Consider the following 24,132-nt stretch of genomic DNA (forward strand, 5'->3'; position numbering starts at 1 on the left):
TAAAATGATTCGTATATTTTTTCATTCCAGTTGTAACTAACTTAGTTACAACTGGAATGAAGCTTAAAGAATAAAGGAATATAAAAGAGTAAATAAAAAGTGGAGGAAATAACATGTCAAAATTACATTTAGAGGTTTTTACAGGATCTGAGCAAGCATTTCAAGTTACATCCACAATTGTATACGGAGAAAAAGATGCAATTCTTATCGATGCACAATTTTTATTAAGTGATGCGCACCGTTTAGCAGCTCAAATTATTGAAACAGGAAAGAATTTAACTCATATTTATGTGACTCATTTCCATCCAGATCACTATTTTGGATTAAATGTATTACATGAAGCATTTCCAGAAGCGAAGATTGTTGCATTACGGAATACTGTTGAAGATATTCGTAACACATTTGAGAAGAAAGTGGAACAGTGGAAACCATCTATTGGGCATAATGTTCCTCATCAACCAATTGTTCCAGAGGAATTAACAGAAGAGAAATTGATTTTAGAGGGAAATGATTTAATCATTAAAGGTGGTTTGCAAGGTGATACACCGAATAATAGTTATGTATGGATTCCATCATTAAAAGCCGTTGTTACAGGCGATATCGTTTATAACAATACTTTCGTATGGACGTTAGAAACAGATGCTGAAGCTCGTCATAAATGGTTAGAAACATTAAGTGAACTTGAAAATCTTCATCCTGAAATTGTTGTAGCGGGTCATCGTGATTATGACGTACCAAATACAGCAGACGCGATTAAACATACTCGTAAATATTTAGTTGCATTTGATGAAGTTCTTGCAGGAAATCCTTCAAGTGAAGAAATTCAAACGGCAATAAAGGAACGATTCCCGCGCGTTAAAGCGTTAGAAATTGGACTTGTTTTAGCGGCAAACGCGTTTGGGGCGAAAAAATAATGAAGCAAAAAACAAATTTAGAAATTATTCAAAGCACGTATGAAGGATCAGCTTCTTCGAATGCAAAGTATCTAGCAGAAGCATTTTCTGAAAAAGTGGAATGGACAGAGGCAGCAGGTTTTCCGTACGGCGGAACGTATATAGGTACAGAAGCTATAATGGAAAATGTATTTAGTCGTTTAGGGTCAGAATGGGATGATTATAAAGCGAGTGTAAATACGTACCATGAAGTAAACGGAAAAGATGTAATTATTGCTGAAGGTGTTTATTCAGGAGTTTATAAAGAGACGGGAAAATCATTTGAGGCGGAATTTGTTCATGTATGGCAGCTTGAAAATGGAAAAATCGTGAAATTTAAGCAATATGTGGACAGTTACATTGTACGAGAAGCGATGAAGGCTTAAAATGAAATAAGGAAACAAATGGAATCGACTATGTGCAGGCGATTCCATTTGTTTATGTAATTATTAGGGGGAATGGGGAGTACATAATATGAAAAAATGGATAATAGGGACAATTACAATGATTGTAATTGCGGTAGGAGCTGTATTCGGTGTTACTAAACTTCTTAATTATATAGAGGAGGAGGAGAAGAGCCTTAAAGTACAAAAAGTAATGGATCAACAGGACAAGAAAGTAAAGGAAGAGAAGCCACAATTTAGTGAGGATGAAATTATTTCTACAATGCATAGGATGGTACATCAAAAAGTGAAATCATCTGATAAATGGGGATTTATCGAAATGACAAATAAGGAAATTCGTAGTGCGAAGAACGCAGTAGAAAGCAGTACAAATTTTAAATATAAAGCAAAGCTACTTTCTACTTTAGAGCGCTGGGAGAAAGGGGATTTTTCACAAACGGTTGAGGATCATAACTTTTTGTGGGAAATTCAAGGTGGTGATACCGGAAAGGCAACAGAACGTTTATCGCCAGAAGAAGAAAAACAGTATGTGAAAGAAATGAAAGGTAAATAAAAACATCGCCACTCTGGTGGCGATGCTTTTTCATTAAGAATGCTTTCGTACTAAAGCTCTAGTCGTCTGAGGAGAAACAGTTTTAAAATGAGAGAATAAATAGCACCCTGTAACGACGATAATTGTCCCGAAAATTTGAATCCATGTTAGTTCTTCTCCAAGGAAAATAAATGCTAAAATAGCTGTGAAAATTGGATTGAAATTTAGAAAAATCCCCGATGTAGTAGCGCCTAATTTCTGTACACCAATATTCCAAAACACCATACAAAGTACCGTTGAAATGAGTCCTGTATATAAAAGTGATGTAATGAAAGAAGAATTAATATTGGAAACAGTGAAGCTTCCTATGTTAAATGGTAGTAATAAAATAACGCCGAAAATACCAGAATATAATGTAGCCATTAGCGGTGTAACTGTTTTTGTCGCCCATTTACTACAAACAGAATAAATGCCCCAAATGCATACTGCCGCCATCATCCATAAATCTCCGCTATTAAAATGTAGTGAAAATAAAAGAGCAAAGTTTCCTTTTAAAAGAACGAGGATGACCCCGAAAAATGAAAGAATCATAGAAAGAACTTGAAGCGTATTTACTTTTTCTTTTAGAAATAGCACAGAAAATAATGCAATTGAAATAGCGTTCAATGTAGAAATAAGACCTACATTCGTTGCGGATGTTTTTTCTAATGCTAAAAATTGAAAAATGTTGAAAAGGGCGACGCCTGTAATTCCCATAATTACTAACGGGATTATAGCAGCACGCGGTGGAATAATTTTCTTCTCTTTAAACCATACGAGTGGTAATAAACAAACAATCGCAATCATCCATCTTAAACTTGTCAGTGTCATCGGAGACGCATGATCGACAAGTGATTTCCCAACGACAAAATTTCCTCCCCATAATAAGCTTGTTAATAATAGTAAAAAGACGTAAAAATAAGGCATACTAACAACCCCTTTGTTGAAATAAGAATGAACTGTAAATAATTTTAGCATTTTTCTTTATTATCTAATATATTATTTTGTATAATGGTAAAAACTCGATAAAATGTTTCGTTAGAAATCTTATTTACAGAAAAATATTCAGTTTTATATAAGTTATGAGATGTTTCTTCGAATAATCGTCGGTAAGAAAAAGGGGGAATTTTGATGGAGTCATCTGTTATTAAAGTGCTTGATGATTTGGATGTGAAAATTTTAGATATATTGCAGAAGGAGTCACAAGTAAGTAATGCAGAACTAGCACGCCGCGTTAATTTATCACCAGCTGCTATGCATGCACGAATAAAAAGGTTAGATGGGGAAGGATTCATTGATAAGCAAGTAGCAATTTTAAATCAAGAAAAGCTTGGATTTGATTTATTATGTTTCATTTTTATGAGTACGAATATTCATCAGTATGAAAAGCTTGAAGTGTTAGAACGAGAATTAGAATCTATGCCTGAAGTGTTAGAATGTCACTGTTTAACAGGAGAGTATGATTATTTATTAAAAGTTGCAAATCGTGATCGTAAGGAACTGGAGCATTTTATTAGGAAACTAAATAAATTAGGGATTACACGTATACAGACGAGTTTAGCACTTCGTGAAATTAAATATTCGACGGTATTGCCGATACGAAATGAGGAACCGAGCATCGATTAAGTTGCTTGGTTTTTTGTTTGTGTAAAGTGAAACTTTAATCAGTGGGGGTTTTGTTCATCCACCACTGATTATTAGCCTTCACCAATCGGGCGTTTAGGGGCAGCCCGACTCCCACCTACCTTCTTTGCTTCAGCCGAATTTTGAGGTGGGAGTCTTACTGCCCGTTAATGCGGGATAAAATTCAGAAAAGTGATTGACGGAGAGAAAAGAGAGATGTATTATTATATGAAATTATGAATTAAAATTCATTTGTTGTTATAAATATTAATGCTGGGGGCAAGGGGATATAATATGAAAATCTTTAATGCGGTTACAAGTGATGTGAAAGAAATTTATAATCTCATTGAAATGTATGCAAAAGAAGGAGTTGTTTTGCCGCGTTCTCTTTTGTCTCTCTATCAATATTTACAATGTTTATATGTTATGAAAGAAGGGGAGGAAGTCGTTGGAGTTGCTGGTTTGCATGTGTTAGGAGAGGATCTCGCAGAAGTACGATCGTTAGTAGTTTCGCATACATATGCAGGAAAAGGGATAGGGCGTAAGTTAGTGAATCATGTAATGAATGAGGCGGCAAAGATAAAAGTGAACAGGGTAATTTCTTTAACATATGAAACAGAATTTTTTCAAAAGTGCGGGTTTGATTTTGTGAATAGACAAGCATTGCCAGAAAAAGTGTGGATTGATTGTAGACATTGTCCAAAAGTTGATTATTGTGATGAGGTGGCGATGATACGGTATGTGGGGTGAAATTTTTAGAGAGAAAAAAGGCCCACTATTATTTAAGAAATAGTGGGTATCTATATTTTAATCAGAAATGAGATGTTGTTAAGAATTTGAATTCGTTTGTCTCACTGCAAAATTAAAAATGGGATTTTTAAGCTCATAGTTATAAGTAGAACCATCGACAAGTCCTACAACTTTATCGCTATCATAAAGGTCGAGCATAAATTGTGCCATTTGTTTTGCAGTGTGGAATTTTGGTACAACATTATCGTATTGGAATTCATCAATATCAAATGAACGTTTTGCGAATTCTGTTTCAGTTGCAGCAGGAGCTAAAACTTTTGCTTGTAGTTTTGCACCTTGTTCTTTCAGTTCGTGAGATAGTCCTTCTGTAAATGCACTTACATAAAATTTCGTAGCGCAATACGTAACAGCATTGGCAACAATCGTATATCCACCGCCTGATGAAACGTTAATAAGCTGTGTTCCTTCGGTCATTGAATAATCTCGAACGAAAAGGGAAGATAGTATTGTTAGTGCTTCTATATTTACATGCAACATCGTTTCTATCTTGTTTAAATTTTGTTCAGCAATTGAGGCGAAATTACCAAAACCTGCGTTGTTAATCCACGTTTCAATTTGAAAACTTTGTAGACCTTCATAAAATTTATAAACTTCTTCAGTGACTGATAAATCAGTTCTTCGAATGACAACATCCAATTCCGGATGCATTTCGTTAATTTTCAATTTTAATTCTTCTAATTCTGCTTGTCTTCGAGCTACAAGTATTAAGTTTTTTCCGCGAGATGCAAAGGCTAAAGCGGATTCATAGCCAATTCCTGAACTAGCACCAGTAATAACAGTATATTTCATATAAAAGCCTCCTAAATTCAAATTAATTTATCATGGTTAGATTGTATTTGTTAGAGTATACTCTAAGTCAAATGTTTTTTATAATTTGGATAAGGCAGTAAAATATATGAGAGTAAATGGCGTGCGGAGGGAGAATGGTTATGTACACAATTAGCGAGGTAGCTAAATTATTAGGAGTGAGCACACATACATTACGTTATTATGAAAAGGAGAACATATTAATTGCAAATCGCGATGCAAATGGGAATAGATTGTATGAAGAGTCACATATAAAGTGGTTGCAGTTTGTAATGAAATTAAAACAAACACAAATGCCGATAGCGAAAATAAGAGAATATGCTAGATTATATTTAGAAGGGGAGCATACAACCGAAGCTCGTTTACAGCTCTTAGAAGATCATAGGAAATCTATTCAGATTCAAAGAGAAAATTTAGAAGTTACAGAGAAGATGCTCGAAAATAAAATTATTGCATACAAAGACTCGTTGAAAAGTAAATAGCGTACAAAATATTTCGTTCTTTGTTGCATGTTGAAAAGGGAGTACAGGTCTTTGTTTTGAAATTTATCTATGAGTATTTAATTATAATGTGCCGATAAATTAAAAAAGAGCAGTTAGCTAAAAGCAACTGCTCGATTCAAAGGGATCTCCAAGGGGGGAATGGAGAAAATATTATGTTACTACCATTATTGACAGATTATTAAGAAATATACATGTGGATTTAAGAAATTTAAAATATTTTTTGGTTAATAGAATCCGGGTGTTGACACTTTATCAATTGGTCATGTAGAATATTTATGAATGACATTCAGTCATTTTTTTCTGTGAAAGGGTGTAGATAAGTAACTTTTATATGTAGTTAGCTTAATAACGGAACAAATATAAGGATAAATGAGGATGATATTGGTTTTTTAAATAGTAGTTAGCGTGAGATTATATTTTTTAAATTAAAAATGACTGATGGTCAGTCAGTAAATAATAGAAGGTGAGAGATATGAAAAATAAAGCTTGGTTATATGTCATATTAACATGTATCTTTGAAATTTTTTGGGTGTTTGGTTTTAATACAGCTCATACTTGGTGGCATTGGGTCATTATTGTAGGAGTTATCGCTGTTGATTTTTACTTCCTATCGAAAGCGTGCGAACATCTTGCAACAGGGACTGTATATGCTGTGTTTGCCGGAGCTGGTACGGTAGGTACTTTCCTAATGGATGTATTCCTTTTCGGCGGCAGTTTCAGTGTAGGAAAACTATTCTTTATCGTGATGGTCGTAGCGGGCGTTATCGGTTTAAAACTGGCTGATAATAAAGAAGAAACCGCGGAAGAAATTGTGAAAGGAGCTGCTTAAAAATGGGTTGGTTTTTCGTATTTTTTGCTGCAATTAGTGAAATAGTCGGTGTGATAGGCCTTAAAATGTATAGTAAAGATAAGACGTTAGCAAATGGAGCGATTTATATAGGTGGATTTGCAACTTCCTTTGCATTCTTATACACATCTTTCTTGTTCTTACAAGTAAGTGTAGCTTATGCGGTTTGGATTGGCATTGGAACAGCAGGAGCTGTTTTATTAAATATGTTTCTGTTTGGTGAATCGAAAAGTAAGGCACGTTTGATTAGTGTAGCTCTTATCGTATGTGGAGTTACGGGATTAAAGGCTCTTTCATAAGAAAAGGATATTAAAGTTAAATCTCCTAACGATTTGTTGGGAGATTTTTATTATGAAAAGTGCACGATGATTGACAGTACAGCTAGTTATTTTATAAAATGAGTGACAGTCATTCAATACGCGTGTGAAAGGGTTTAGATGATGAATAAAAAAGAAAAAATTGTCTATGCAGCTATTGAAGTGTTTCAGGAAAAGGGCGTTGAAAAAACGAAGATTTCTGATATCGTGAAATTGGCTGGCATTGCACAAGGAACTTTCTATTTATATTTTCCTTCTAAGTTATCTGTTATGCCTGCAATAGCAGAAGTGATGGTTGAGAAGATGATACTTGCAGTGAAAGAAAAAGTACAGAACGATTCACCTTTTTCAAGTAAAGTTGAGCAAGTAATAGATGCAGTATTTACCTTTATAGCTGAATATCGTGAAATACAAGCATTAATGTATGCGGGCCTTGCATCAACTGAACATATAAAAGAATGGGAAGCTGTATATGAGCCTCTTTATATATGGCTAAGTGGCTTTTTAAGTGAGGCAAAAGAATCAGGTGAAATTCGTGATTCGGTTCACGCTGAGCGAACAGCGAAGTTATTTATCGCTCTTGTTGAATCAGCAGCGGAACAAGTTTATTTATATGATCATAAAGATGATGAGCAAGTCGAGCTACAAAAGGCAGAAGTACTAGATTTTTTAACACATGCACTACATATAAAGAAGTAGTAAGATGAACCTGTCTGAAAAGGTAGGTTCATTTCTGCGGGAAACTGAATGATAGTCATTCACCCTGTGTTTATGTATGTGTGGAAGGATAGAGTGAAATTCTAATGAGTGGGGACATCTTTACTCAGTGTGAGCCCACAAATAGCAGGATAAAGAAAAAGCTTCTTGGGCATTATTTTTGAGAGGAACTGCGGGAAGAGGTGTTAAAAATTGAAAAAACCGATAAAAGAACAAAAGATGGTATTGATCATTCTTTTGAGTAATATATTTATCGCTTTTTTAGGGATTGGATTAATCATTCCGGTTATGCCGTCCTTTATGAATGATATGAATTTAACAGGAAAGACGATGGGTTATCTCGTTGCAGTGTTTGCAATGGCGCAGCTTATTACTTCACCTATTACGGGTCGTTGGGTCGACATTTACGGTAGGAAGAAAATGATAATCATTGGATTATTTATTTTTGGTGTTTCAGAGCTTCTTTTTGGATTAGGTACAGATGTGTGGATGCTTTATGCAGCGAGGGTGTTAGGCGGAATTAGTGCCGCGTTTATTATGCCGGGTGTTACGGCATATGTTGCTGATATTACTTCTATTCAAGAACGTCCAAAGGCGATGGGATATCTTTCAGCGGCTATTAGTACCGGATTTATTATAGGGCCTGGAATCGGCGGGTTTATTGCAGAATACGGTATACGTGTGCCGTTCTTTGTGGCAGCAGTGATTGCCTTTGTTGCATGCGTGATTTCTATATTTATTTTGAAAGAGCCGTTAACGAAAGAAGAACTTGCAGAGATTTCTGCTAATACGAAAGAATCCAGCTTTATCGGAGATTTAAAGAAATCATTAAATCCAATGTATGCAATCGCATTTATTATTGTATTTGTACTCGCATTTGGATTATCAGCATATGAAACTGTGTTTAGCCTGTTCTCTGATCATAAGTTTGGTTTCACACCGAAAGATATTGCTGCAATTATTACGATTAGCTCCATCTTTGGGGTAGTTGTGCAAGTATTTATGTTTGGCAAATTGGTTGACATGTTCGGTGAGAAAGTATTAATTCAAATATGTTTAATTGTAGGTGCAGTATTAGCATTCGTCTCAACTGTAGTCTTTAATTATTGGATTGTACTTCTCGTTACTTGCTTTATTTTCCTAGCATTTGATTTGCTTCGTCCAGCTTTAACGACGTTTTTATCAAAAGCAGCTGGAAAAGAGCAAGGATTCGTTGCTGGTATGAACTCAACGTATACGAGTTTAGGAAATATCGCAGGACCAGCGATGGGCGGAATATTATTTGATATAAACATTAATTATCCATATGCATTTTCAGGTGTTGTTTTAATCGTTGGTCTCGGCATTACATTTATGTGGAGAGAGAAACAACTAGCTCAAAGTTTTGCGAAGTAATGTAGTGAATAAAGAAAAGCCTCTTACTATTTTTATGGTAAGGGGCTTTTCGTTTATAAACTTAATCCAAACCGCTTTAATTCAATAAATATCCCCTCTAATTGCTTTCCTTTATCCGTTAACGTGTACTCTACGCGAGGTGGAACCTCTGGATATACTTTTCGCGTTATAATCCCTTGCGTTTCCAATTCTTTTAGGCGAAGCGATAAAGTTTTCGGACTAATCCCATCCATTGATTTTTGTAAATTACTAAAGCGTAAAGTTCCTTCGATAAGAAGGTCACGAATGATTAAAAACGTCCATTTTGTACTAATTACGTCAAGCGTTTTAGCGATAGGACAAGGTATACCAGGTAAACCTTTCGTTAATACAACTGGATCTATATTGCTCATGGAAATAGCCTCCATAAAAATTTTTCGGATGAATTTTCCTTATCGTATCACAAAACTATCTTTTTGGTAACTATATGAAAAAAATACCACTACTTCCATAAAGGAAGTTAGTGCATATACAATAGCAATACGAAATACAAAGGGTTTGTATGAGAAGGAGGTGATTTCCATGAGTATAAAAAAGTTGTTTGGGTTCTTTAGTTTTTTTGTCATTTGTATTGTGCTTGTAGCATGTAGTGTTGAGCAAAAAAATGAAATTCAGTTATTAAAGGAAATGCCGAAGCCAAAAGCAATGACAATTGATTCTTCATTAAGTAAAAAGGAAGCGACAGAAATCGTGCATGCAGCTCAGCGTTTTTATGCATTTTGGGATACAGGTAAAGAGGAGCTTATTCCGCAGACGGTTACTGAAAATTTTTTCGATAACACACTGCCGAAAGGTCGACCACAAGGCACTGAAGGATTAAAGCTTGCGGCGCAAAACTTTCGTAAAGTAGTTCCTGATATACATTGCGAGATTGAAGATTTATTAGTGGTTAGTGATAAAGTAACAGCTCGTCTTTCTTTTACAGGAACTCATAATGATAAGAAAATCAATTTTTTTGCAATTGATATTTTGCATGTGAAAGACGGAAAGATAACGGAAGATTGGCATTTAGAAGATAATCTTACGCTGAAGCAGCAACTGGGGTTAATAGCTGAGGAATAAAATAAGGGAGAGAAAAGTGATGAAAAATATATTTATTATAAATGGACATGAAAAATATGGTACGAAAGAAGGTCGATTAAATAGAACGTTAGTTGATTATATGATAACTGTATTAAGTGAGAATCATTATGTGAAAACAACGACGATTCAAGATGGATATAGTATGAAAGAAGAACAAGATAAATTTCTATGGGCTGATGTTGTAATTTATCAAACACCTATTTACTGGTTTAGTGTACCGGGATTATTTAAAACATATATGGATGAAGTGTATGAATACGGTTTGTTCTTTAAAGGTGCAGATGAATATGGAACAGGTGGTTTATTAAAAGAGAAGCAGTATATATTTTCTACAACTTGGAATGCACCTGAAAAAGCATTCGGAGATAAGACGAAGTTCTTTGAAGGAGAAAGTTTAGAATCAGCACTTAGTCATTTACATCGTGTGCAGAAGTTTCTTGGTATGAGTCCGTTAAAGAGTTTTGCTTGTTATGATGTGGTGAAAAATCCTACTGTTGAGAAGTATTTAGAGAACTTGAAGAACCATTTAGAAGAAGTCATTCAATAATTACAGTCATCCCCGTATTTAATGCGGGGATGGCTGTATCCATAACTTTGCAAAATTTGCCCAACCGAATGAATCAATTGTTACATTTTTTAAAGAAGCAGGGTATGTTTTTCTTTTTAAAACGTGATAGTTAAATAAAATGATGTTTTCAGCTTGTAAAAACTCTTCAATCTCATACATGAGCTTATACCGTTTTTCTTTATTGTCTTCTAATAAAAAGGTATCAAGTAAACAATTAATTTGTTTTGCATAGTGTGGGTCCATGAATCGATTTACGAAGCAACTTTTATTTTTAAATACATTTAAAAATGCAATTTCATGATCGGTAGCAAATACTTCCCCCATGAAAATAATATCCGCATGTTTATCAATAGAACGATCCATATAATCTGAAACGAGAAATGGGTGAAGTTCTACGTGTACTCCTAATTGTTGGCAGCGTTCTTTTAGGAAATGTGCATCATTTGCACTATCTTTAAATGCGAAGAAATAAACATGTATCGTTTCTCCATTATAGGTGCTCTTTTTTAAATAATCTTTCGCTTTTTCTAAAGAGTAGGGCCTGTTAGGAACTTGGCGGCTTCTTTCAGGAAAAAAGCTTGATGCAGCAATTGTTCGTCTACCTTCTATGCTATGAAGTATCGTTTCAACGTCATATAGTTCTCTCCAAGCCTTTCGAAAGTGAATGTCGTGATGAGGACCAGGTTTTGTAAAGTTGAAGCTAGCATAAATACAACCTATTTCTTCTATTTGTATATCATGCCTTTCATTTTCCTCTTCATTTGGTAGTTCATAATCAGCATCTATTTGCAAATGATCAGGAATACCCCAAAATTCAATACGGTCTAATAACGCACGCTCTTTAAAATAATGGGTGAACGCTTCGAGTACGATATTGTCTTCAGAGTAATGAGTAAGTTTAAAAGGTCCAGTACCTATGTAGTGATGATTTTGAATAACTGCATCATGCGGTAAAATTGCGAGTTGCATGGAACTCACATAACGTAAGAAAAAAACGTTAGGTTTTGCTAAATGAAATCGTATTTGCAGTGGTGATGGTGTTTCAATTTGAACAATTTCCTGTGTTAACCATGCGTAAGGAGATTGAGCTTGCTGCAATCTTTCAAATGAAAATTGTACATCTTTAGAAGTTAGAACAGTTTCGTTATGAAAATATATATCTTTTCTTAAATGAAACGTCCACGTAAGCCCGTCTTCGCTTAATTCCCACGTATGTGCAATGTGTGGTTCCATTTTTTCTGTAATATCGTTATAAATGACTAATGTATCAAAAATTTGGTTAATAAGATGACCCTCTGTTGTTACAGCCGTAAAAGCGGGATCTAATGGTAATATCTTTCTTGATATAGGGATCTTCAATATGTCATACATATCATTTGAAGGTTCGTATCCAAAATGATGATGTAGTTTATTTTCTATCTTTTTTTGAATTGCAAGAGGAAGGGGCTCTTTTAAAAGAAGAAAGACATCTTTTAATTTTTCTTGGGTTAACAGTTCATCTGTATAGGATTCAATCGCTTCTGCTAAAGTATGTGCAAATATAATTTCTGTTTTATTTCCGCGACCACGCCCTGGTGTCCACTTAATGAATTGATCCTCGTTCATTTTCTTTAATAAAATCTTTACGTTTTTCGTACTGCAATATAAAACATCCGCTAATTCTTGTAAGCTATTTCGTATATGTTGTTGGTCTTGTGCATGTAATCTTAAACGAATGTAATAGTCCATAATTTTCATATATACACTTCCTTCTATAATAAAGTGAAACTTTAATCAGTGGGGGTCCTACTGCCCGTTAATGCGGGATAAAAGGGGAAACTCTTTAGAATATTCTAACCTTTTTCTTCCTCTTTTTCAAAGTAAAATGAATAAGCATAAGGAGGGGGAAACAATGGGATTTTGGAGTATGCACCGAAATATAAAAATCAGAATTATAACTTCGTTTTTAACACGCACTGTATCCACAATGATTTTTCCATTTATGGCAATTTACTTTTCAATAAAGTTAGGTAGTGCGATTGCTGGTGCTTTATTACTCATCAATGTGCTAGCTGCATTAATTATCGGTTTATATGGTGGGTATGTTGGAGATCGGCTCGGTCGTAAAAAAGTAATGATTATCGGCCAAAGTATACAAGTCGTTTCCATAGCTTGTATGGGAGTTGCGAACTCAGATTATGTAGATTCACCGTGGCTAACATTTGTGTTTATGTTAGTGAATAGTTTAGGATCTGGACTTATGAATCCAGCGACGGAAGCGATGTTAATAGATGTGAGTACACCTGAAAATCGAAAAGTGATGTACAGCATTAACTACTGGGCTATTAACTTATCAATTGCGATTGGAGCAATATTTGGCGGATTACTATTTGAGAACTATAGATTGCAATTGTTTATCGGATTAACAGTTATTGCAGTTATTACTTTATATGTGATGGCTGTATATATGGAAGAAGTGTATGTGGCACGAAAAACGGTGGAGAAGAAAAATGTATTAAAAGATATGGCAGATAGTTATAAAGTCGTGATGAAAGATAGAGCGTTTTTAATTTTTTGTGCAGCAAGTATATGTACACTATCGTTAGAGTTTCAAATTAATAATTATTTAGGGATACGTTTACAGAAGGAATTTGAAACGGTGCACTTTTTCTTCGGGAATGGTTTTACATTCGATTTAACAGGTATTCGAATGCTCAGCTGGATATCGGCAGAGAATACAATTTTAGTTGTGTTATGTTCAGCGCTTCTTATTAAAATGCTGAAAAGCTTCAACGATTTGAAAATTTTATATGTAGGTTTATTCATTTACACAATTGGATTTACAATACTCGGAACGAGCAATAGTTTATGGATCTTATTAATTGCAGGGCTTTTCCAAACTGTAGGAGAGATGATGTATGTGCCGGTTCGTCAATCTATAATGGCGGACATGGTGCCGGATGAGGCAAGAGGTTCATATATGGCGATTAACGGAATGGTCTTTCAAGTGGCAAAAATGAATGGGGCATTAGGTGTTATGCTAGGCTCGTTTATTGCATCTTGGGGCATGAGCGCTCTATATTTCATCGTTGGTATGAGCAGTATTTTATTATTTATGAAGGCGATAGGGAAAGAGAAGTATCAGAATGAAGGAAATGTTTCTCAGATTGGATGAAACTATATAAAAGCGAACCAGTTATACTGGGACTCGCTTTTTATATAATTTTTAAAACGGATCAACTTCAGCTAAATCAGGATTGGCGTTAGGGTTTGTTAATAAGGTTTTCAGCTCACCTACTTCTGAGAGAGCGACGAGAATATAACCACTAATAAGGACGATGAGTCCGATGACCCGTAATGTTTGCAATTTAATGTCACGGCTATTTTCTTCTGAGTTGTTTTGGGGCGTTGCAGGCGGATTGTTGTTCATAATAGAGCTCCTATCTTTTTTATTTATATGTGTAAAATCATTATTTAACTTATGGATAGGAATTGTATAGTCATTTTCACTATATGAGAACTGCCTATGAAAAGTGATTAGAAATTTTGGGACGAGAAAAGAGGCTGTCTCAAAAAATCATTAAAGATGAAGAAATGTTTCATATGGTGTTAATTTTGTTTTTTACAAATAAAAAGGTTAACCTCTAATAACTACCCTAATATACGCAATGATTCTTCAATAAACACCGGGATGTCCTCCGGTTGTCTACTTGTTACTAGCTGATGTTGGCATACAACCACTTCTTTATCATGAAAATTTCCACCGGCATTTTTCAAATCGACCTCAATGGATTTATATCCAGTCACATCGCGTCCTTCAAGTGCTTGTGCAGTGATGAGTAATTGGGGGCCGTGACAAATAGCAAAAACAGGTTTTTTCGCATCCATAAATGCTTTGCTAAAGCGAACAAAACGTTCATCTGCACGAAGTATATCTGGGGAAAATCCGCCTGGTATAAAGAGGGCATCAAAGTTCTCTGGAGAAACATCATCAATACTTTTATCAATTACGACTTCACTTTTTCCTTGTTTACCGTGTACCGTTTTACCTTTTTCCATTTCAATAGTTGTTAATTCGTATCCCTTTTGATTAAAAGCTTCTACTGGCTCTGTGTATTCTGTATCCTCGAAATAATCCGTTATTAAAATAGCAATTTTTTTACTCATTGCAATCATCTCCTTATATTATATAATCGGTTCCAGAATCGTCCTTGAGCAACGCCTTTTATAAAGTGAAACTTTAATTCATATTTTTTCATTCCCTCCAGTTCCTTTGCCCTGTTAATTTAATAACTACCCTTTTTATTAGGACGTAAACATGTATTATCGTTTTTGTATGTAAAAATCATAAAATATCGGTTGTTTCAATGATTCTTGTTTGAGGAAGAAAAATAAAAAAGCCAAGGAGATAATTTATTTTCTCCTTGGCTTTTAAGATAATTCTTTTCGTTAAAACGAAGAAACGCGTTGCTTCGTTTTTGGTACAATAATAAATTTGATCCAGATTAACCCGATAATCATAATGATAAGACTATGTGAAAATTGCCCTGTGGCAATGAGTATAACACTTGAAAATACAATGAGTTGAATACTTAGCAATATGAAAATTAAGCTAAGAAATTGACTCATTCGTTCTTCAGTATCAATTGGATATAATGCTACAATAATATTTCCCGAAAAATATTTCCACAGGGAACGGAGCTGCATAGAAATCATATATAGGACGATATAAGCGATAGCACCTTTTACGTATATATTCGGAATGAAATATAGAGCGAACGCACCGATCAACCCTAAGCGAATATATATACCGAAATAATCATTACCGCGTAAAAATGCTAGTGTATGTAAATAGAAGAAAGTTGCTCGTTTTTTATGTAATAAAGGTTCAATCCAATTTGTAAGCCATTTTCTTTTATTTACTTGCTTATTCAGTTGCGGAACATCGGTGAAAATGCTAGCAAATTGATAGAAACGAACGTCCATTTTTTCTTCTTGTTCGATTATGTAATCCCACGGTATTCGTTTTGTAGGTTGTTTCTTCGTGTATAGAAGCAGGAAAGCAAGAAGTAAGAGTAGTCCGCCTAACACGATCACATTTGCAGTATAAAACAGCATGTAAATGATCAGGGCGTTACAAGCAATGCGAATGATAAACCATATGCTTTTTTCATAACTATCACGCCACATCCAATGTATGTATATGTTCCAGCCCTTTAGAATCATTAAAATTATAAAGATTGTACATAAGAAAGGTACGGTTAGTTGTAATGATTGCATGGCAAGCGGTACGATAACAAGGAACGTAAATATAAGCGGGAAAAGCTGAATGATGTAATTATATAGAAGAGATTTTTTAAAATAAGATGTTAATTTCTCTTCTAATGCAAGTAAATAGACAGCGTCCGGTTTTTGAATAAATGTGCGAACTTGGCATCTCGTTATAATGAGTGTAAGTACGATCGTGATGAGTAATAAAGATATTCCTTTAGAAGGATCCGTTTTAAGAAACTTAGCGTAATAATATGCACCTACACATGAGACGAAGATGAAGCTATATAGTAAACCGTTAATCATACGTGCAAAGTATGTGATGGCATTTTGAATATGTTGTTGAAAGCGAGAGCTCCATAGTGATTCGATTGACATGTTTTTCACCTCTTTTTTCTATTATATATGTTTTATAAAGTAAAAAACGAGCAAATTGCGTTACGCAACTTGCTCGTTTTTCTTTTCTTTATTTTTTTTCTGATCACGATTCATTAATGGATAGAAGGCAAAGCCAATTCCGAATAAACCAATTCCGAGAAGAAATGTTTTTATATCGGATGCGCCGGTTTTAATAACCCATAGTGCATAGCAAAGTGCGATAACTGCAACTACACCATCCATAATTCTTGCCCGCATTTCATTTTTATATGTTTCACCAGTTGCGACTAGTTTTAACTGGAAGATTGGTGAAACGAGATATGGAATGAGGTAGGCCAGTGTTGATACGGTAATAACGAATGTATAAGCTTCCGCAATTGTTCCTGATAATGTTGAGAATAAGAAAACTTGCGACATAATGTTTGTTAATCGTAGTGAATGAATTGGACTTCCTTTTTTATTCGTTTTTGCGAAGAAGGAAGGGAAGAAACCTTCTTTTGCAGCTTGATAAGGTACTTCTGAGCTTAATAAAATCCAGCCTAATATTGAACCGAATAGGGAAGTAAGAGCAAGTAATGCCATAAGTTTCCCGCCGCCGTGACCCATTGCAGCGTTTAATGCATCTGCTAATGGACGTTCAGAAGCTTGTAATTTATCAACGTGAAGTACACCCATTGTTAAAATTGTAATTCCTAAATAAATTGCAACTGTTATTAGTAAACCGGCAACAGTCGCACGTTTTACCGTTTTGGGAGAAGTAGCTCGGTTTGATAAAAGAACGGCTGATTCAATCCCGATAAATGCCCAAAGCGTTGTAAGAGCCGCTAAATTTACTTGTGAAAGGAGACCATGTGATACGCCTTCTTTATCGATCATCGGTGTGTACCATTGTCCAAACTTTGAAGCTTCGAACGCAAATAACGTAACGACGATGAATAGAAGGAATCCAGTTACTTTCGTTGTTGTTGCTAAGAAGTTTAGTTTCCCAGCTCCGCTTACACCGTTTGTTAATATTAAATGAGTTCCCCAAAGTAAGACGGAACAAATAGTAAATGTAATGAGCTTTCCAACTTCAATATCGAACGAGCCGATTGAAAATAATAGTCGCGTATCTTTCATAATCGGGAAGAAGAGTGATAAATATCCCGCGAAAGATGTAATAATGGCAACGTTACTTGCCCAGTTTGCAACCCAATATCCCCATACCATGCTGAAACCAGCCATTTTCTTTCTTTTTGGTGTTGAGAATAAAGCATATGCATGACTTTGTGGTCCTGTCGTTAAATCAGGACGACGAATTGCTAAATTACCGAAAACAAGAGCTAGCATTAAAACACCAAACCCTGTTGTTAACCAAGCTAAAGTGACACCGAGTGGGCTTGCTGTTTGTGCTAACGTACTTGGCACCATGAAAATACCAGCGCCAACCATGTTACCGACAACGAAAGCTGTTAGTACCCAAAAGCCCCATTTTTTTTGTTGCATAGAAAATACCTCCAAAGTTAGTATAACCAAGTCAAGCGAGGAGATATGTATGTCTTCCTGATAAGGAAGAGAAGGTCCAAACAAAACAAAAAAAGCACGTAATTTGCCGCTACATGCTTTCTATCTTATAAGAAACCCACGACATACCTCTCGATAGCTCTCCACAAACGAAACGTTTGTGACAGTTCTGCACTTATTAAATGCAGACCCAGCAAGCGTGCATGGTGGACACGAATTACTTCGGCAATCATTCCTTTCTCATTTCTTCATCAATGCCACTACATCTCCTGAAATGATACTCTTAATGACTGCAACCTCTACCTCACCGAGATACGAATGAGGATTTATGTATTAAATTAACATGTTTAAGAGTAACAAATGTATTTTTATACGTCAATGGATATAGTAATAATCAGATTATAGAGAAGAATTTGTTATTAGGTCCCGGAGGATTTTAACTAAAAAGCAGCTGACCTAAATATTAGATCAGCTGCTACATATAAGATTAAACTAAGTTTAATACAGTTACTTTTTGACGAGTCATAGACTCAAGGCTCTTACGAATACCTTGTGCGCCCATACCTGAACCTTTTACACCGATGAATGGGAAGTGGTCAGGGCCGCGCTCTGTGCGTCCGTTAATTTGAACAGAACCAGTGTCGATTTTGTTAGCAATTGCAAATGCTTTGTTAATGTCTTTTGTGAAGACACTTGCTTGCAGACCGAACTCTGATTTGTTAGCAATTTCAATCGCTTGTTCGTCAGAAGAAACACGGATGATTGGAAGGATTGGGCCAAATGGCTCTTCCCAAGCAACTTTCATTTCTTCTGTTACGTTGTCGATTAATGTTGGATAAATTAGGTTGCGCTCACGTTTGTTACCGATAACGATTGTTGCACCTTTTTCAGCAGCATCGTCAATTAAACCTTGAACGAAGTCAGCAGATTTGTCGTCGATTAATGGAACGATTGTGCTGTTTTGTTCTGGAGATCCAACTGATAGTTCAGCTACTTGCTCTTTTAATAAGCCAGCTAGTTCGTCTGCTACATTTTCATGTACAAGTACACGCTTAATAGCTGTACAACGTTGACCTGAGTAAGAGAATGCACCGCTTACGATATGCTTTGCAGCTTCTTGTAAGTCTGCATCTTCACAAACGATACCAGGGTCTTTACCACCAAGTTCTAATACAAGTGGAATCATCGCAGCTTTTTTCGCTAAATGTTTACCTGTATTTGTACCACCTGTGAACGATACCATATTGATGCCAGGATGTTCTACTAAGTAGTCACCAATTACAGAACCGCGTCCTGTAGCTACGTTTACAAGACCTTTTGGAAGGCCAGCTTTATGAAGTGCTTCAACCATTTTAACACCGCTAATTGCACCTTGAGTTGCTGGTTTGAAGATAACAGCGTTACCCATAATAAGTGCTGGTGCAAGTTTTGCAGCAGATAAGTTTACTGGGTAGTTAAATGGTGCAATTGCTAATACAACACCAAGTGGTGCGCGCTGAATAATCGCAAGTTTAGATTTAGATCCACCAGGGAAGCTATCACCCATCATGCTTTCACCGTGCATGTGAAGTGCTTCGTCAACTGTGTAACGAATTAAGTCAGCTGTACGAACGACTTCTTTTTGCGCATCTTTATAGCCTTTACCGACTTCTTTCATAATGATATCGGCAATTTCATCTTGCATATTTACGAGCTCATCAGCCCATTTATATAAATATTTTGCGCGATCTTGTAGAGAAGCTTCAGCCCATGATTTTTGAGCTTCTTTTGCAGATGCAATTGCTTCATCTACTTCTCCTTGAGTAATTGCTTGTACTTGCCCAATTACTTCGTGTAAGTATGGAGATGGAATGTCGATTGTTTGACCTGAAGAGCTTTCTCTCCATTCTCCGTTTAAATAAAATTTGTACGTATTGCTAGTTGTCATGATTAGTCCTCCTAAAATAGCAACTTGTAAGAGTGAGTATAAGGTGATTGTAGGTGGTTTGATAATATTTTTCAAATGAAATGTTTGTGAAAACGATTTCTTACTATTTTTTTATTTTGTATGCCCTTTCTTACAGAAGATTCTCTTATTTCAAACTGAATTGTAAGTAGAATGCATCACTTTTATTTTTTGTGATAAAAGATTATTTTATTCTAAAGCGAAAAAAATAATTGACAGAATACTCAATAAAGTTGTAAGATTATAAATGGAAAATAAATGAAGGGGGTGTGCGTAATGATTGTAATCGTAAATGTAATGGGCTTAGCTCTGTTAAATGGCGGAAAACATTCATATCATTACGCAACCCGTGCGGATATATAGGACCTTTTTGTCTTATGAGAAGCGTACGTTGCGTATATCGTAACGTACGCTTTTATGCATTCTATTGCATATCGTCAAGCGGCGGTATGCTTTTTTTTGTTTATTTTCCTTGTTACTATAAAAAATCAGAATTTGGAAGGTGGAAAAATGTGATGAAATTGTATGGCTTACGAAATGTAAATGTGATGGGTTTGGATAGCGGATAAAGAAATGTGAATCAAACGGGAACGAGAAAGGAGAGGTTATATTGTTTTCAGTATTACTAAAGTTAAGCTGGTTTTTTAGAGAGCATTGGAAAAGGTATAGTATCGCAATTGGGGTACTTTTAATTGTAAACGTGATAGAGGTAATTCCACCGAAAGTGTTAGGAATTACAATTGATAATATTAAAACGGGAGCCTTAACGAATGAGGCGATTATGCAATATATTCTTATTTTACTTGGGGTAACGATTGGTGGGTATGTACTTACTTTCATTTGGCAGCACCAACTATTTGGCGGTGCGTTCGTACTTGAGAAAACGATGCGTTCAAAATTTATGGGGCATTTACTTAAGATGACACCGACGTTTTATCAAAAAAATCGTACTGGCGATTTAATGGCGAGAGCGACAAATGATTTAAAAGCAATCTCCATGACAGCTGGTTTTGGTATATTAACGCTCGTTGATTCTAGTCTATATATGCTTACAATCGTTTGTATGATGGGCTTTTCAATTAGTTGGCAGTTAACATTTGCTGCGCTTATACCGCTTCCGATTATGGCATATGCGATGAATAGATACGGAAAGAAGTTGCATGAAAGATTTACAGTCGCGCAAGATGCGTTCGGGGATATGAACGATAAAGTACTTGAATCAATTGCGGGTGTACGCGTTATTCGTGCGTATGTACAGGAGAACGCTGATCAAGAAAGGTTTCATCATTTAGGAGATGACGTATACGAGAAAAATATGAGAGTAGCAAGAATCGATGCATTATTCCAGCCAACTGTAAAAATGCTCGTCGGTCTTAGTTATTTAATTGGTTTAGTGTACGGTGCATATCTCGTATTCCAATCAAAGGTGACACTTGGTGAGCTCGTTTCTTTTAACGTCTATTTAGGGATGATGATTTGGCCGATGTTTGCAATTGGTGAATTGATTAATGTTATGCAAAGAGGAAATGCGTCGCTCGACCGTGTAAATGAAACGTTAGCTTATGAACCGGATGTAAAGAATCCGAAAGATCCAAAGGTTGTACAAGAGCCAGATTACATTGAATTTGATAATGTTACTTTTTCATATCCTTCATCAATTGAAACAAATTTAAAAAATGTTTCGTTCTCATTAAAACAAGGAGAGACACTTGGAGTTGTTGGGAAAACAGGAAGCGGGAAAACGACGCTCGTTCGTCAGCTTCTTCGTCAATATCCACTCGGGGAAGGGGATATTGCGGTTTCTGATGTGAAGCTAGATAAAATTACGAATGATAACGTACTTGGCTGGATTGGGTATGTACCTCAGGAACACATTTTGTTCTCAAAAACAGCGAAGGAAAATATTTTATTCGGAAATAGAGAAGCGACTGAAGAAGAACTTGAAAAAGCGATTGAAATAGCTGCGTTTAAAAAGGATTTAGAGTTTTTACCGGAAGGTTTAGAAACGCTCGTTGGAGAGAAAGGTGTTTCTTTATCAGGTGGGCAAAAGCAAAGGATTTCGATTGCGAGGGCTGTTATTCAAAATCCGGAAATTTTAATTTTGGACGATTCTTTATCAGCTGTTGATGCTCGTACGGAAGCAGCAATTATTGAAAATATACGAACAGAAAGAAGCGGGAAGACGACGATTATAACGACGCATCGTTTGTCAGCAGTGCAGCATGCTGATTGGATTCTCGTTATGGATAACGGTGAGGTTATTGAAGAAGGCTCGCATGAAGCGCTCGTTCGAAATGGGGGCTGGTATGCAGAGCAGTTCGAAAGACAACAAGGTGAAAGTGAAAGTACGGATAGTGGGGTGAAAATATGAGTGTTTCAAAACGATTGTTTCAATACGCGATGAAAGTAAAAGGGCCGATTTTTGCAGCGATGGCGATGCTATTTGTTTTCGTTATTGCAGAACTCGCGGGTCCTTTCGTCGCAAAAACGATGATCGATGAGCATATCGTTGGAATAGAGAGACCCTGGTATGAAACAGAAAAGAGTGAGGATGCTGTTTCATATAATGGCGCCTTTTATAAGCGAAGTGATCGCTTTGAACAAGGTGAGCAAAAAGGGAAAGAAGTCCGAGTGATTCAAGTTGGTTTTCAGTACTATTTTGTACCGAATAAAATAACGCTTGAAGGAACTCGTTCTGTTAAGGGTGATGTGCTTACAGTACAAAGTGGTAAGGCAGTGCAAGTGTATAAATCGAAAGCCTTAACGAAAGAAGAAGTATTTGCGTTTTATAAACCAGAAATAAATAGGTTATTACTACTTGGCGGTGGATATTTCGCTTTATTAGTAGTCGTATCATTATTTGCATACGGAAAGCAGTTCTTCTTACAGAAGGCGGCAAACAAAATTATTCAAATTATGAGGGAAGACGTCTTTTCCCATATTCAAACGTTGCCAATTCGTTATTTTGACCATTTACCAGCAGGGAAAATTGTATCGCGTGTAACGAATGATACAGAAGCGATTCGTGATTTATATGTAACAGTGCTTGCGACATTCGTTTCTAGTATCATCTATATTATCGGGATTTTCGCTGCGCTATTTTTACTTGATGTAAAACTGGCGGCACTATGCTTACTCATCATCCCAATTTTAATTGTTTGGGCGATTATGTATAGAAAGTATGCGTCTGTATACAATCATAAAATGCGTTCGCGTTTATCGGATATTAACGGAACAGTGAATGAATCAATTCAAGGGATGCCAATTATTCAAGCATTTCGTCAAGAACATGAAACGAAGAAGGAATTTGAAGAGTTAAATGGTGATTATTTTAAATATCAAAATAAAATTTTAAATTTAAATGCAGCAACTTCGCATAATTTAGTGTCTGTATTAAGAAACATCGCTTTTACAGGTGTAATTTGGTATTTCGGTGGTGCTTCATTAAGTGCTTCTGGCCTCCTTTCTCTAGGGATACTGTATGCTTTCGTCGATTATTTAACGAGATTGTTCTCGCCAATTACGAACATGGTGAACCAACTTGCTAACTTAGAGCAATCGCGTGTTGCATCAGAGCGCGTCTTTGAATTGCTAGAGGAAAAGGGAGAGGCAGTAGAAGAAGAACGTATGCCTCGCTTAACCGGAAATGTGAAATTCGATAATGTTTCGTTTTCTTACAATGGAAAAGATGAAGTATTAAAAAATATTTCTTTTGAAGCGAAACAAGGGGAGACAGTGGCACTTGTCGGTCATACTGGATCAGGAAAAAGTTCCATTATGAATGTGCTCTTTCAGTTTTATGAATTTCAAAAAGGGAAGCTTACGATTGATGGTCATGATGTAACAGAGATGCCGAAACAAGCAACACGTGAACATATGGGAATTGTATTGCAAGATCCGTTTTTATTTAGCGGGACAGTGGCATCCAATGTAAGCTTAGAAAATGAAGAAATTTCAAAAGATCGCATCGTAAAGGCGTTACGTGATGTTGGTGCGGAAAGGTTTGCGAACAATATAGATGAAAAAATTACGGAGAAAGGAAGTACACTTTCAACCGGAGAACGTCAGCTTATATCGTTTGCTAGGGCACTTGCTTTTGATCCTGCTATTTTAATTTTAGATGAAGCGACTTCCAGTATTGATACAGAAACAGAAGCGATGATTCAACAAGCGCTAGAAGTTGTGAAGAAAGGACGAACGACGTTTATTATCGCTCATCGTCTTTCAACAATTAAGAGCGCTGATCAAATTATTGTGCTTGATAGAGGAACGATTTTGGAAAAAGGTTCCCATGATGAATTAATGAAAAAGCGCGGGCGTTATTACGATATGTATAAAACGCAAATGGAAGGAAACCAGAGTGCTTAATTTTTAGAAGAACTTGCGATTTTCGCAAGTTCTTTTTTGATCGGATTGTCCGCTTAGAAGTTAATATATTTC

Annotated in this window: 24 protein-coding genes and 1 riboswitch; of the genes, 15 read left to right on the forward strand and 9 right to left on the reverse strand. The window is 35.9% G+C overall.

Translation table 11 applies throughout. The annotated features are described in order from the left end of the window. Positions 1-113 precede the first annotated feature (113 nt). The 3 genes from MKY90_RS04330 (at position 114) to MKY90_RS04340 (ending at position 1,889) form a co-directional block, all read left to right on the forward strand. Positions 114-914 carry an MBL fold metallo-hydrolase gene (locus MKY90_RS04330; protein WP_063219324.1) on the forward strand — a complete coding sequence of 267 codons (801 nt, stop codon included), beginning with the start codon at positions 114-116 and terminating at the stop codon, positions 912-914. Further along, positions 914-1,318 carry a nuclear transport factor 2 family protein gene (locus tag MKY90_RS04335; RefSeq protein WP_063219323.1) on the forward strand — a complete coding sequence of 135 codons (405 nt, stop codon included), beginning with the start codon at positions 914-916 and terminating at the stop codon, positions 1,316-1,318. Before MKY90_RS04330 ends, MKY90_RS04335 begins: the two co-directional genes overlap by 1 nt. 88 nt (positions 1,319-1,406) lie before the next feature. Continuing rightward, positions 1,407-1,889: a PRK06770 family protein gene (locus MKY90_RS04340; RefSeq protein WP_063219322.1), complete on the forward strand. Its 483-nt coding sequence runs from the start codon at positions 1,407-1,409 to the stop codon at positions 1,887-1,889. A gap of 33 nt (positions 1,890-1,922) precedes the next feature. On the opposite strand, the gene MKY90_RS04345 is transcribed toward MKY90_RS04340, so the two are convergent. Beyond that, on the reverse strand, positions 1,923-2,834 hold the full coding sequence (locus MKY90_RS04345; RefSeq protein WP_341090477.1) for a DMT family transporter: 912 nt from the start codon (positions 2,832-2,834) through the stop codon (positions 1,923-1,925). A gap of 204 nt (positions 2,835-3,038) precedes the next feature. On the opposite strand from MKY90_RS04345, the gene MKY90_RS04350 reads away from it, so the two are divergent. Continuing rightward, positions 3,039-3,533, forward strand: coding sequence for an Lrp/AsnC family transcriptional regulator (locus tag MKY90_RS04350; protein ID WP_063219320.1), 495 nt, complete (start codon positions 3,039-3,041; stop codon positions 3,531-3,533). A gap of 291 nt (positions 3,534-3,824) precedes the next feature. Next, positions 3,825-4,280 carry an N-acetyltransferase gene (locus MKY90_RS04355; RefSeq protein ID WP_063219319.1) on the forward strand — a complete coding sequence of 152 codons (456 nt, stop codon included), beginning with the start codon at positions 3,825-3,827 and terminating at the stop codon, positions 4,278-4,280. A 78-nt stretch (positions 4,281-4,358) separates the two neighbouring features. Here the strand turns inward: MKY90_RS04355 and MKY90_RS04360 are convergent, their stop codons facing one another. Then, positions 4,359-5,129 carry an SDR family NAD(P)-dependent oxidoreductase gene (locus MKY90_RS04360; protein WP_063219318.1) on the reverse strand — a complete coding sequence of 257 codons (771 nt, stop codon included), beginning with the start codon at positions 5,127-5,129 and terminating at the stop codon, positions 4,359-4,361. A gap of 140 nt (positions 5,130-5,269) precedes the next feature. Here MKY90_RS04360 and MKY90_RS04365 point away from each other — a divergent pair, with 140 nt between their 5' ends. From MKY90_RS04365 to MKY90_RS04385, 5 genes are all read left to right on the forward strand, one after another. Then, positions 5,270-5,629, forward strand: a complete 360-nt coding sequence (locus MKY90_RS04365) for a MerR family transcriptional regulator (RefSeq protein ID WP_002188427.1) — start codon at positions 5,270-5,272, stop codon at positions 5,627-5,629. Between the two features lie 493 nt (positions 5,630-6,122). Then, positions 6,123-6,479, forward strand: a complete 357-nt coding sequence (locus MKY90_RS04370; RefSeq protein ID WP_002134594.1) for a DMT family transporter — start codon at positions 6,123-6,125, stop codon at positions 6,477-6,479. A gap of 2 nt (positions 6,480-6,481) precedes the next feature. Then, entirely contained in the window at positions 6,482-6,796 is a 315-nt protein-coding gene (locus MKY90_RS04375) for a DMT family transporter (RefSeq protein ID WP_063219317.1), read from the forward strand. Between the two features lie 138 nt (positions 6,797-6,934). After that, positions 6,935-7,513, forward strand: a complete 579-nt coding sequence (locus MKY90_RS04380) for a TetR family transcriptional regulator (RefSeq protein ID WP_002125478.1) — start codon at positions 6,935-6,937, stop codon at positions 7,511-7,513. A 210-nt stretch (positions 7,514-7,723) separates the two neighbouring features. Beyond that, positions 7,724-8,926, forward strand: coding sequence for an MFS transporter (locus MKY90_RS04385; RefSeq protein WP_002125479.1), 1,203 nt, complete (start codon positions 7,724-7,726; stop codon positions 8,924-8,926). Positions 8,927-8,979: 53 nt separating this feature from the next. Here MKY90_RS04385 and MKY90_RS04390 read toward each other — a convergent pair whose 3' ends face one another. Beyond that, the gene (locus MKY90_RS04390) at positions 8,980-9,318 is read right to left on the reverse strand and encodes a winged helix-turn-helix transcriptional regulator (protein ID WP_002087382.1); all 339 of its coding nucleotides are present in this window, start codon (positions 9,316-9,318) and stop codon (positions 8,980-8,982) included. A gap of 169 nt (positions 9,319-9,487) precedes the next feature. Between MKY90_RS04390 and MKY90_RS04395 the strand changes: the two genes are divergently transcribed. After that, positions 9,488-10,027 carry an ester cyclase gene (locus MKY90_RS04395; protein ID WP_063219315.1) on the forward strand — a complete coding sequence of 180 codons (540 nt, stop codon included), beginning with the start codon at positions 9,488-9,490 and terminating at the stop codon, positions 10,025-10,027. 19 nt (positions 10,028-10,046) lie between these two features. Then, the gene (locus MKY90_RS04400) at positions 10,047-10,595 is read left to right on the forward strand and encodes an NAD(P)H-dependent oxidoreductase (protein WP_063219314.1); all 549 of its coding nucleotides are present in this window, start codon (positions 10,047-10,049) and stop codon (positions 10,593-10,595) included. Between the two features lie 18 nt (positions 10,596-10,613). Here the strand turns inward: MKY90_RS04400 and MKY90_RS04405 are convergent, their stop codons facing one another. Next, positions 10,614-12,353 (reverse strand): SgrR family transcriptional regulator, encoded by a 1,740-nt coding sequence (locus MKY90_RS04405; protein WP_341090480.1) that lies wholly within the window; start codon positions 12,351-12,353, stop codon positions 10,614-10,616. A 154-nt stretch (positions 12,354-12,507) separates the two neighbouring features. Between MKY90_RS04405 and MKY90_RS04410 the strand changes: the two genes are divergently transcribed. After that, on the forward strand, positions 12,508-13,770 hold the full coding sequence (locus MKY90_RS04410; protein WP_016119656.1) for an MDR family MFS transporter: 1,263 nt from the start codon (positions 12,508-12,510) through the stop codon (positions 13,768-13,770). A 51-nt stretch (positions 13,771-13,821) separates the two neighbouring features. Here the strand turns inward: MKY90_RS04410 and MKY90_RS04415 are convergent, their stop codons facing one another. From MKY90_RS04415 to gapN, 5 genes are all read right to left on the reverse strand, one after another. Then, entirely contained in the window at positions 13,822-14,025 is a 204-nt protein-coding gene (locus MKY90_RS04415) for a hypothetical protein (RefSeq protein WP_002010828.1), read from the reverse strand. Between the two features lie 221 nt (positions 14,026-14,246). After that, positions 14,247-14,762: a type 1 glutamine amidotransferase domain-containing protein gene (locus MKY90_RS04420; protein ID WP_002169082.1), complete on the reverse strand. Its 516-nt coding sequence runs from the start codon at positions 14,760-14,762 to the stop codon at positions 14,247-14,249. A gap of 282 nt (positions 14,763-15,044) precedes the next feature. After that, positions 15,045-16,244, reverse strand: coding sequence for an ABC transporter permease (locus tag MKY90_RS04425; RefSeq protein ID WP_002169081.1), 1,200 nt, complete (start codon positions 16,242-16,244; stop codon positions 15,045-15,047). 60 nt (positions 16,245-16,304) lie between these two features. Further along, entirely contained in the window at positions 16,305-17,729 is a 1,425-nt protein-coding gene (locus MKY90_RS04430) for an amino acid permease (RefSeq protein WP_219374925.1), read from the reverse strand. A 146-nt stretch (positions 17,730-17,875) separates the two neighbouring features. Then, positions 17,876-18,057, reverse strand: a riboswitch (Lysine riboswitch). Between the two features lie 177 nt (positions 18,058-18,234). After that, positions 18,235-19,674: an NADP-dependent glyceraldehyde-3-phosphate dehydrogenase gene (gene gapN / locus MKY90_RS04435; RefSeq protein ID WP_088038585.1), complete on the reverse strand. Its 1,440-nt coding sequence runs from the start codon at positions 19,672-19,674 to the stop codon at positions 18,235-18,237. A 628-nt stretch (positions 19,675-20,302) separates the two neighbouring features. On the opposite strand from gapN, the gene MKY90_RS04440 reads away from it, so the two are divergent. Together MKY90_RS04440 and MKY90_RS04445 are read left to right on the forward strand one after the other, a co-directional pair. Then, entirely contained in the window at positions 20,303-22,063 is a 1,761-nt protein-coding gene (locus MKY90_RS04440) for an ABC transporter ATP-binding protein (RefSeq protein ID WP_098635804.1), read from the forward strand. Then, entirely contained in the window at positions 22,060-24,060 is a 2,001-nt protein-coding gene (locus MKY90_RS04445; protein WP_002188440.1) for an ABC transporter ATP-binding protein, read from the forward strand. The genes MKY90_RS04440 and MKY90_RS04445 overlap by 4 nt, the downstream gene beginning before the upstream one ends. The last annotated feature ends 72 nt before the right edge of the window (positions 24,061-24,132 follow it).

The sequence above is a fragment of the Bacillus sp. FSL P2-0099 genome (assembly GCF_038007445.1).
GTDB classification, from domain to species: domain Bacteria; phylum Bacillota; class Bacilli; order Bacillales; family Bacillaceae_G; genus Bacillus_A; species Bacillus_A mycoides.

Excerpts from the sequence above, each read along its gene's own strand:
- gapN (WP_088038585.1), bottom strand. The coding sequence starts at position 19,674 with ATGACAACTAGCAATACGTACAAATTTTATTTAAACGGAGAATGGAGA.
- MKY90_RS04425 (WP_002169081.1), bottom strand. The coding sequence starts at position 16,244 with ATGTCAATCGAATCACTATGGAGCTCTCGCTTTCAACAACATATTCAA.
- MKY90_RS04375 (WP_063219317.1), top strand. The coding sequence starts at position 6,482 with ATGGGTTGGTTTTTCGTATTTTTTGCTGCAATTAGTGAAATAGTCGGT.
- MKY90_RS04380 (WP_002125478.1), top strand. The coding sequence starts at position 6,935 with ATGATGAATAAAAAAGAAAAAATTGTCTATGCAGCTATTGAAGTGTTT.
- MKY90_RS04430 (WP_219374925.1), bottom strand. The coding sequence starts at position 17,729 with ATGCAACAAAAAAAATGGGGCTTTTGGGTACTAACAGCTTTCGTTGTC.
- MKY90_RS04405 (WP_341090480.1), bottom strand. The coding sequence starts at position 12,353 with ATGAAAATTATGGACTATTACATTCGTTTAAGATTACATGCACAAGAC.
- MKY90_RS04395 (WP_063219315.1), top strand. The coding sequence starts at position 9,488 with ATGAGTATAAAAAAGTTGTTTGGGTTCTTTAGTTTTTTTGTCATTTGT.
- MKY90_RS04415 (WP_002010828.1), bottom strand. The coding sequence starts at position 14,025 with ATGAACAACAATCCGCCTGCAACGCCCCAAAACAACTCAGAAGAAAAT.
- MKY90_RS04330 (WP_063219324.1), top strand. The coding sequence starts at position 114 with ATGTCAAAATTACATTTAGAGGTTTTTACAGGATCTGAGCAAGCATTT.
- MKY90_RS04350 (WP_063219320.1), top strand. The coding sequence starts at position 3,039 with ATGGAGTCATCTGTTATTAAAGTGCTTGATGATTTGGATGTGAAAATT.
- MKY90_RS04390 (WP_002087382.1), bottom strand. The coding sequence starts at position 9,318 with ATGAGCAATATAGATCCAGTTGTATTAACGAAAGGTTTACCTGGTATA.
- MKY90_RS04365 (WP_002188427.1), top strand. The coding sequence starts at position 5,270 with ATGTACACAATTAGCGAGGTAGCTAAATTATTAGGAGTGAGCACACAT.
- MKY90_RS04340 (WP_063219322.1), top strand. The coding sequence starts at position 1,407 with ATGAAAAAATGGATAATAGGGACAATTACAATGATTGTAATTGCGGTA.
- MKY90_RS04370 (WP_002134594.1), top strand. The coding sequence starts at position 6,123 with ATGAAAAATAAAGCTTGGTTATATGTCATATTAACATGTATCTTTGAA.
- MKY90_RS04355 (WP_063219319.1), top strand. The coding sequence starts at position 3,825 with ATGAAAATCTTTAATGCGGTTACAAGTGATGTGAAAGAAATTTATAAT.
- MKY90_RS04335 (WP_063219323.1), top strand. The coding sequence starts at position 914 with ATGAAGCAAAAAACAAATTTAGAAATTATTCAAAGCACGTATGAAGGA.
- MKY90_RS04345 (WP_341090477.1), bottom strand. The coding sequence starts at position 2,834 with ATGCCTTATTTTTACGTCTTTTTACTATTATTAACAAGCTTATTATGG.
- MKY90_RS04360 (WP_063219318.1), bottom strand. The coding sequence starts at position 5,129 with ATGAAATATACTGTTATTACTGGTGCTAGTTCAGGAATTGGCTATGAA.
- MKY90_RS04445 (WP_002188440.1), top strand. The coding sequence starts at position 22,060 with ATGAGTGTTTCAAAACGATTGTTTCAATACGCGATGAAAGTAAAAGGG.
- MKY90_RS04400 (WP_063219314.1), top strand. The coding sequence starts at position 10,047 with ATGAAAAATATATTTATTATAAATGGACATGAAAAATATGGTACGAAA.
- MKY90_RS04420 (WP_002169082.1), bottom strand. The coding sequence starts at position 14,762 with ATGAGTAAAAAAATTGCTATTTTAATAACGGATTATTTCGAGGATACA.
- MKY90_RS04410 (WP_016119656.1), top strand. The coding sequence starts at position 12,508 with ATGGGATTTTGGAGTATGCACCGAAATATAAAAATCAGAATTATAACT.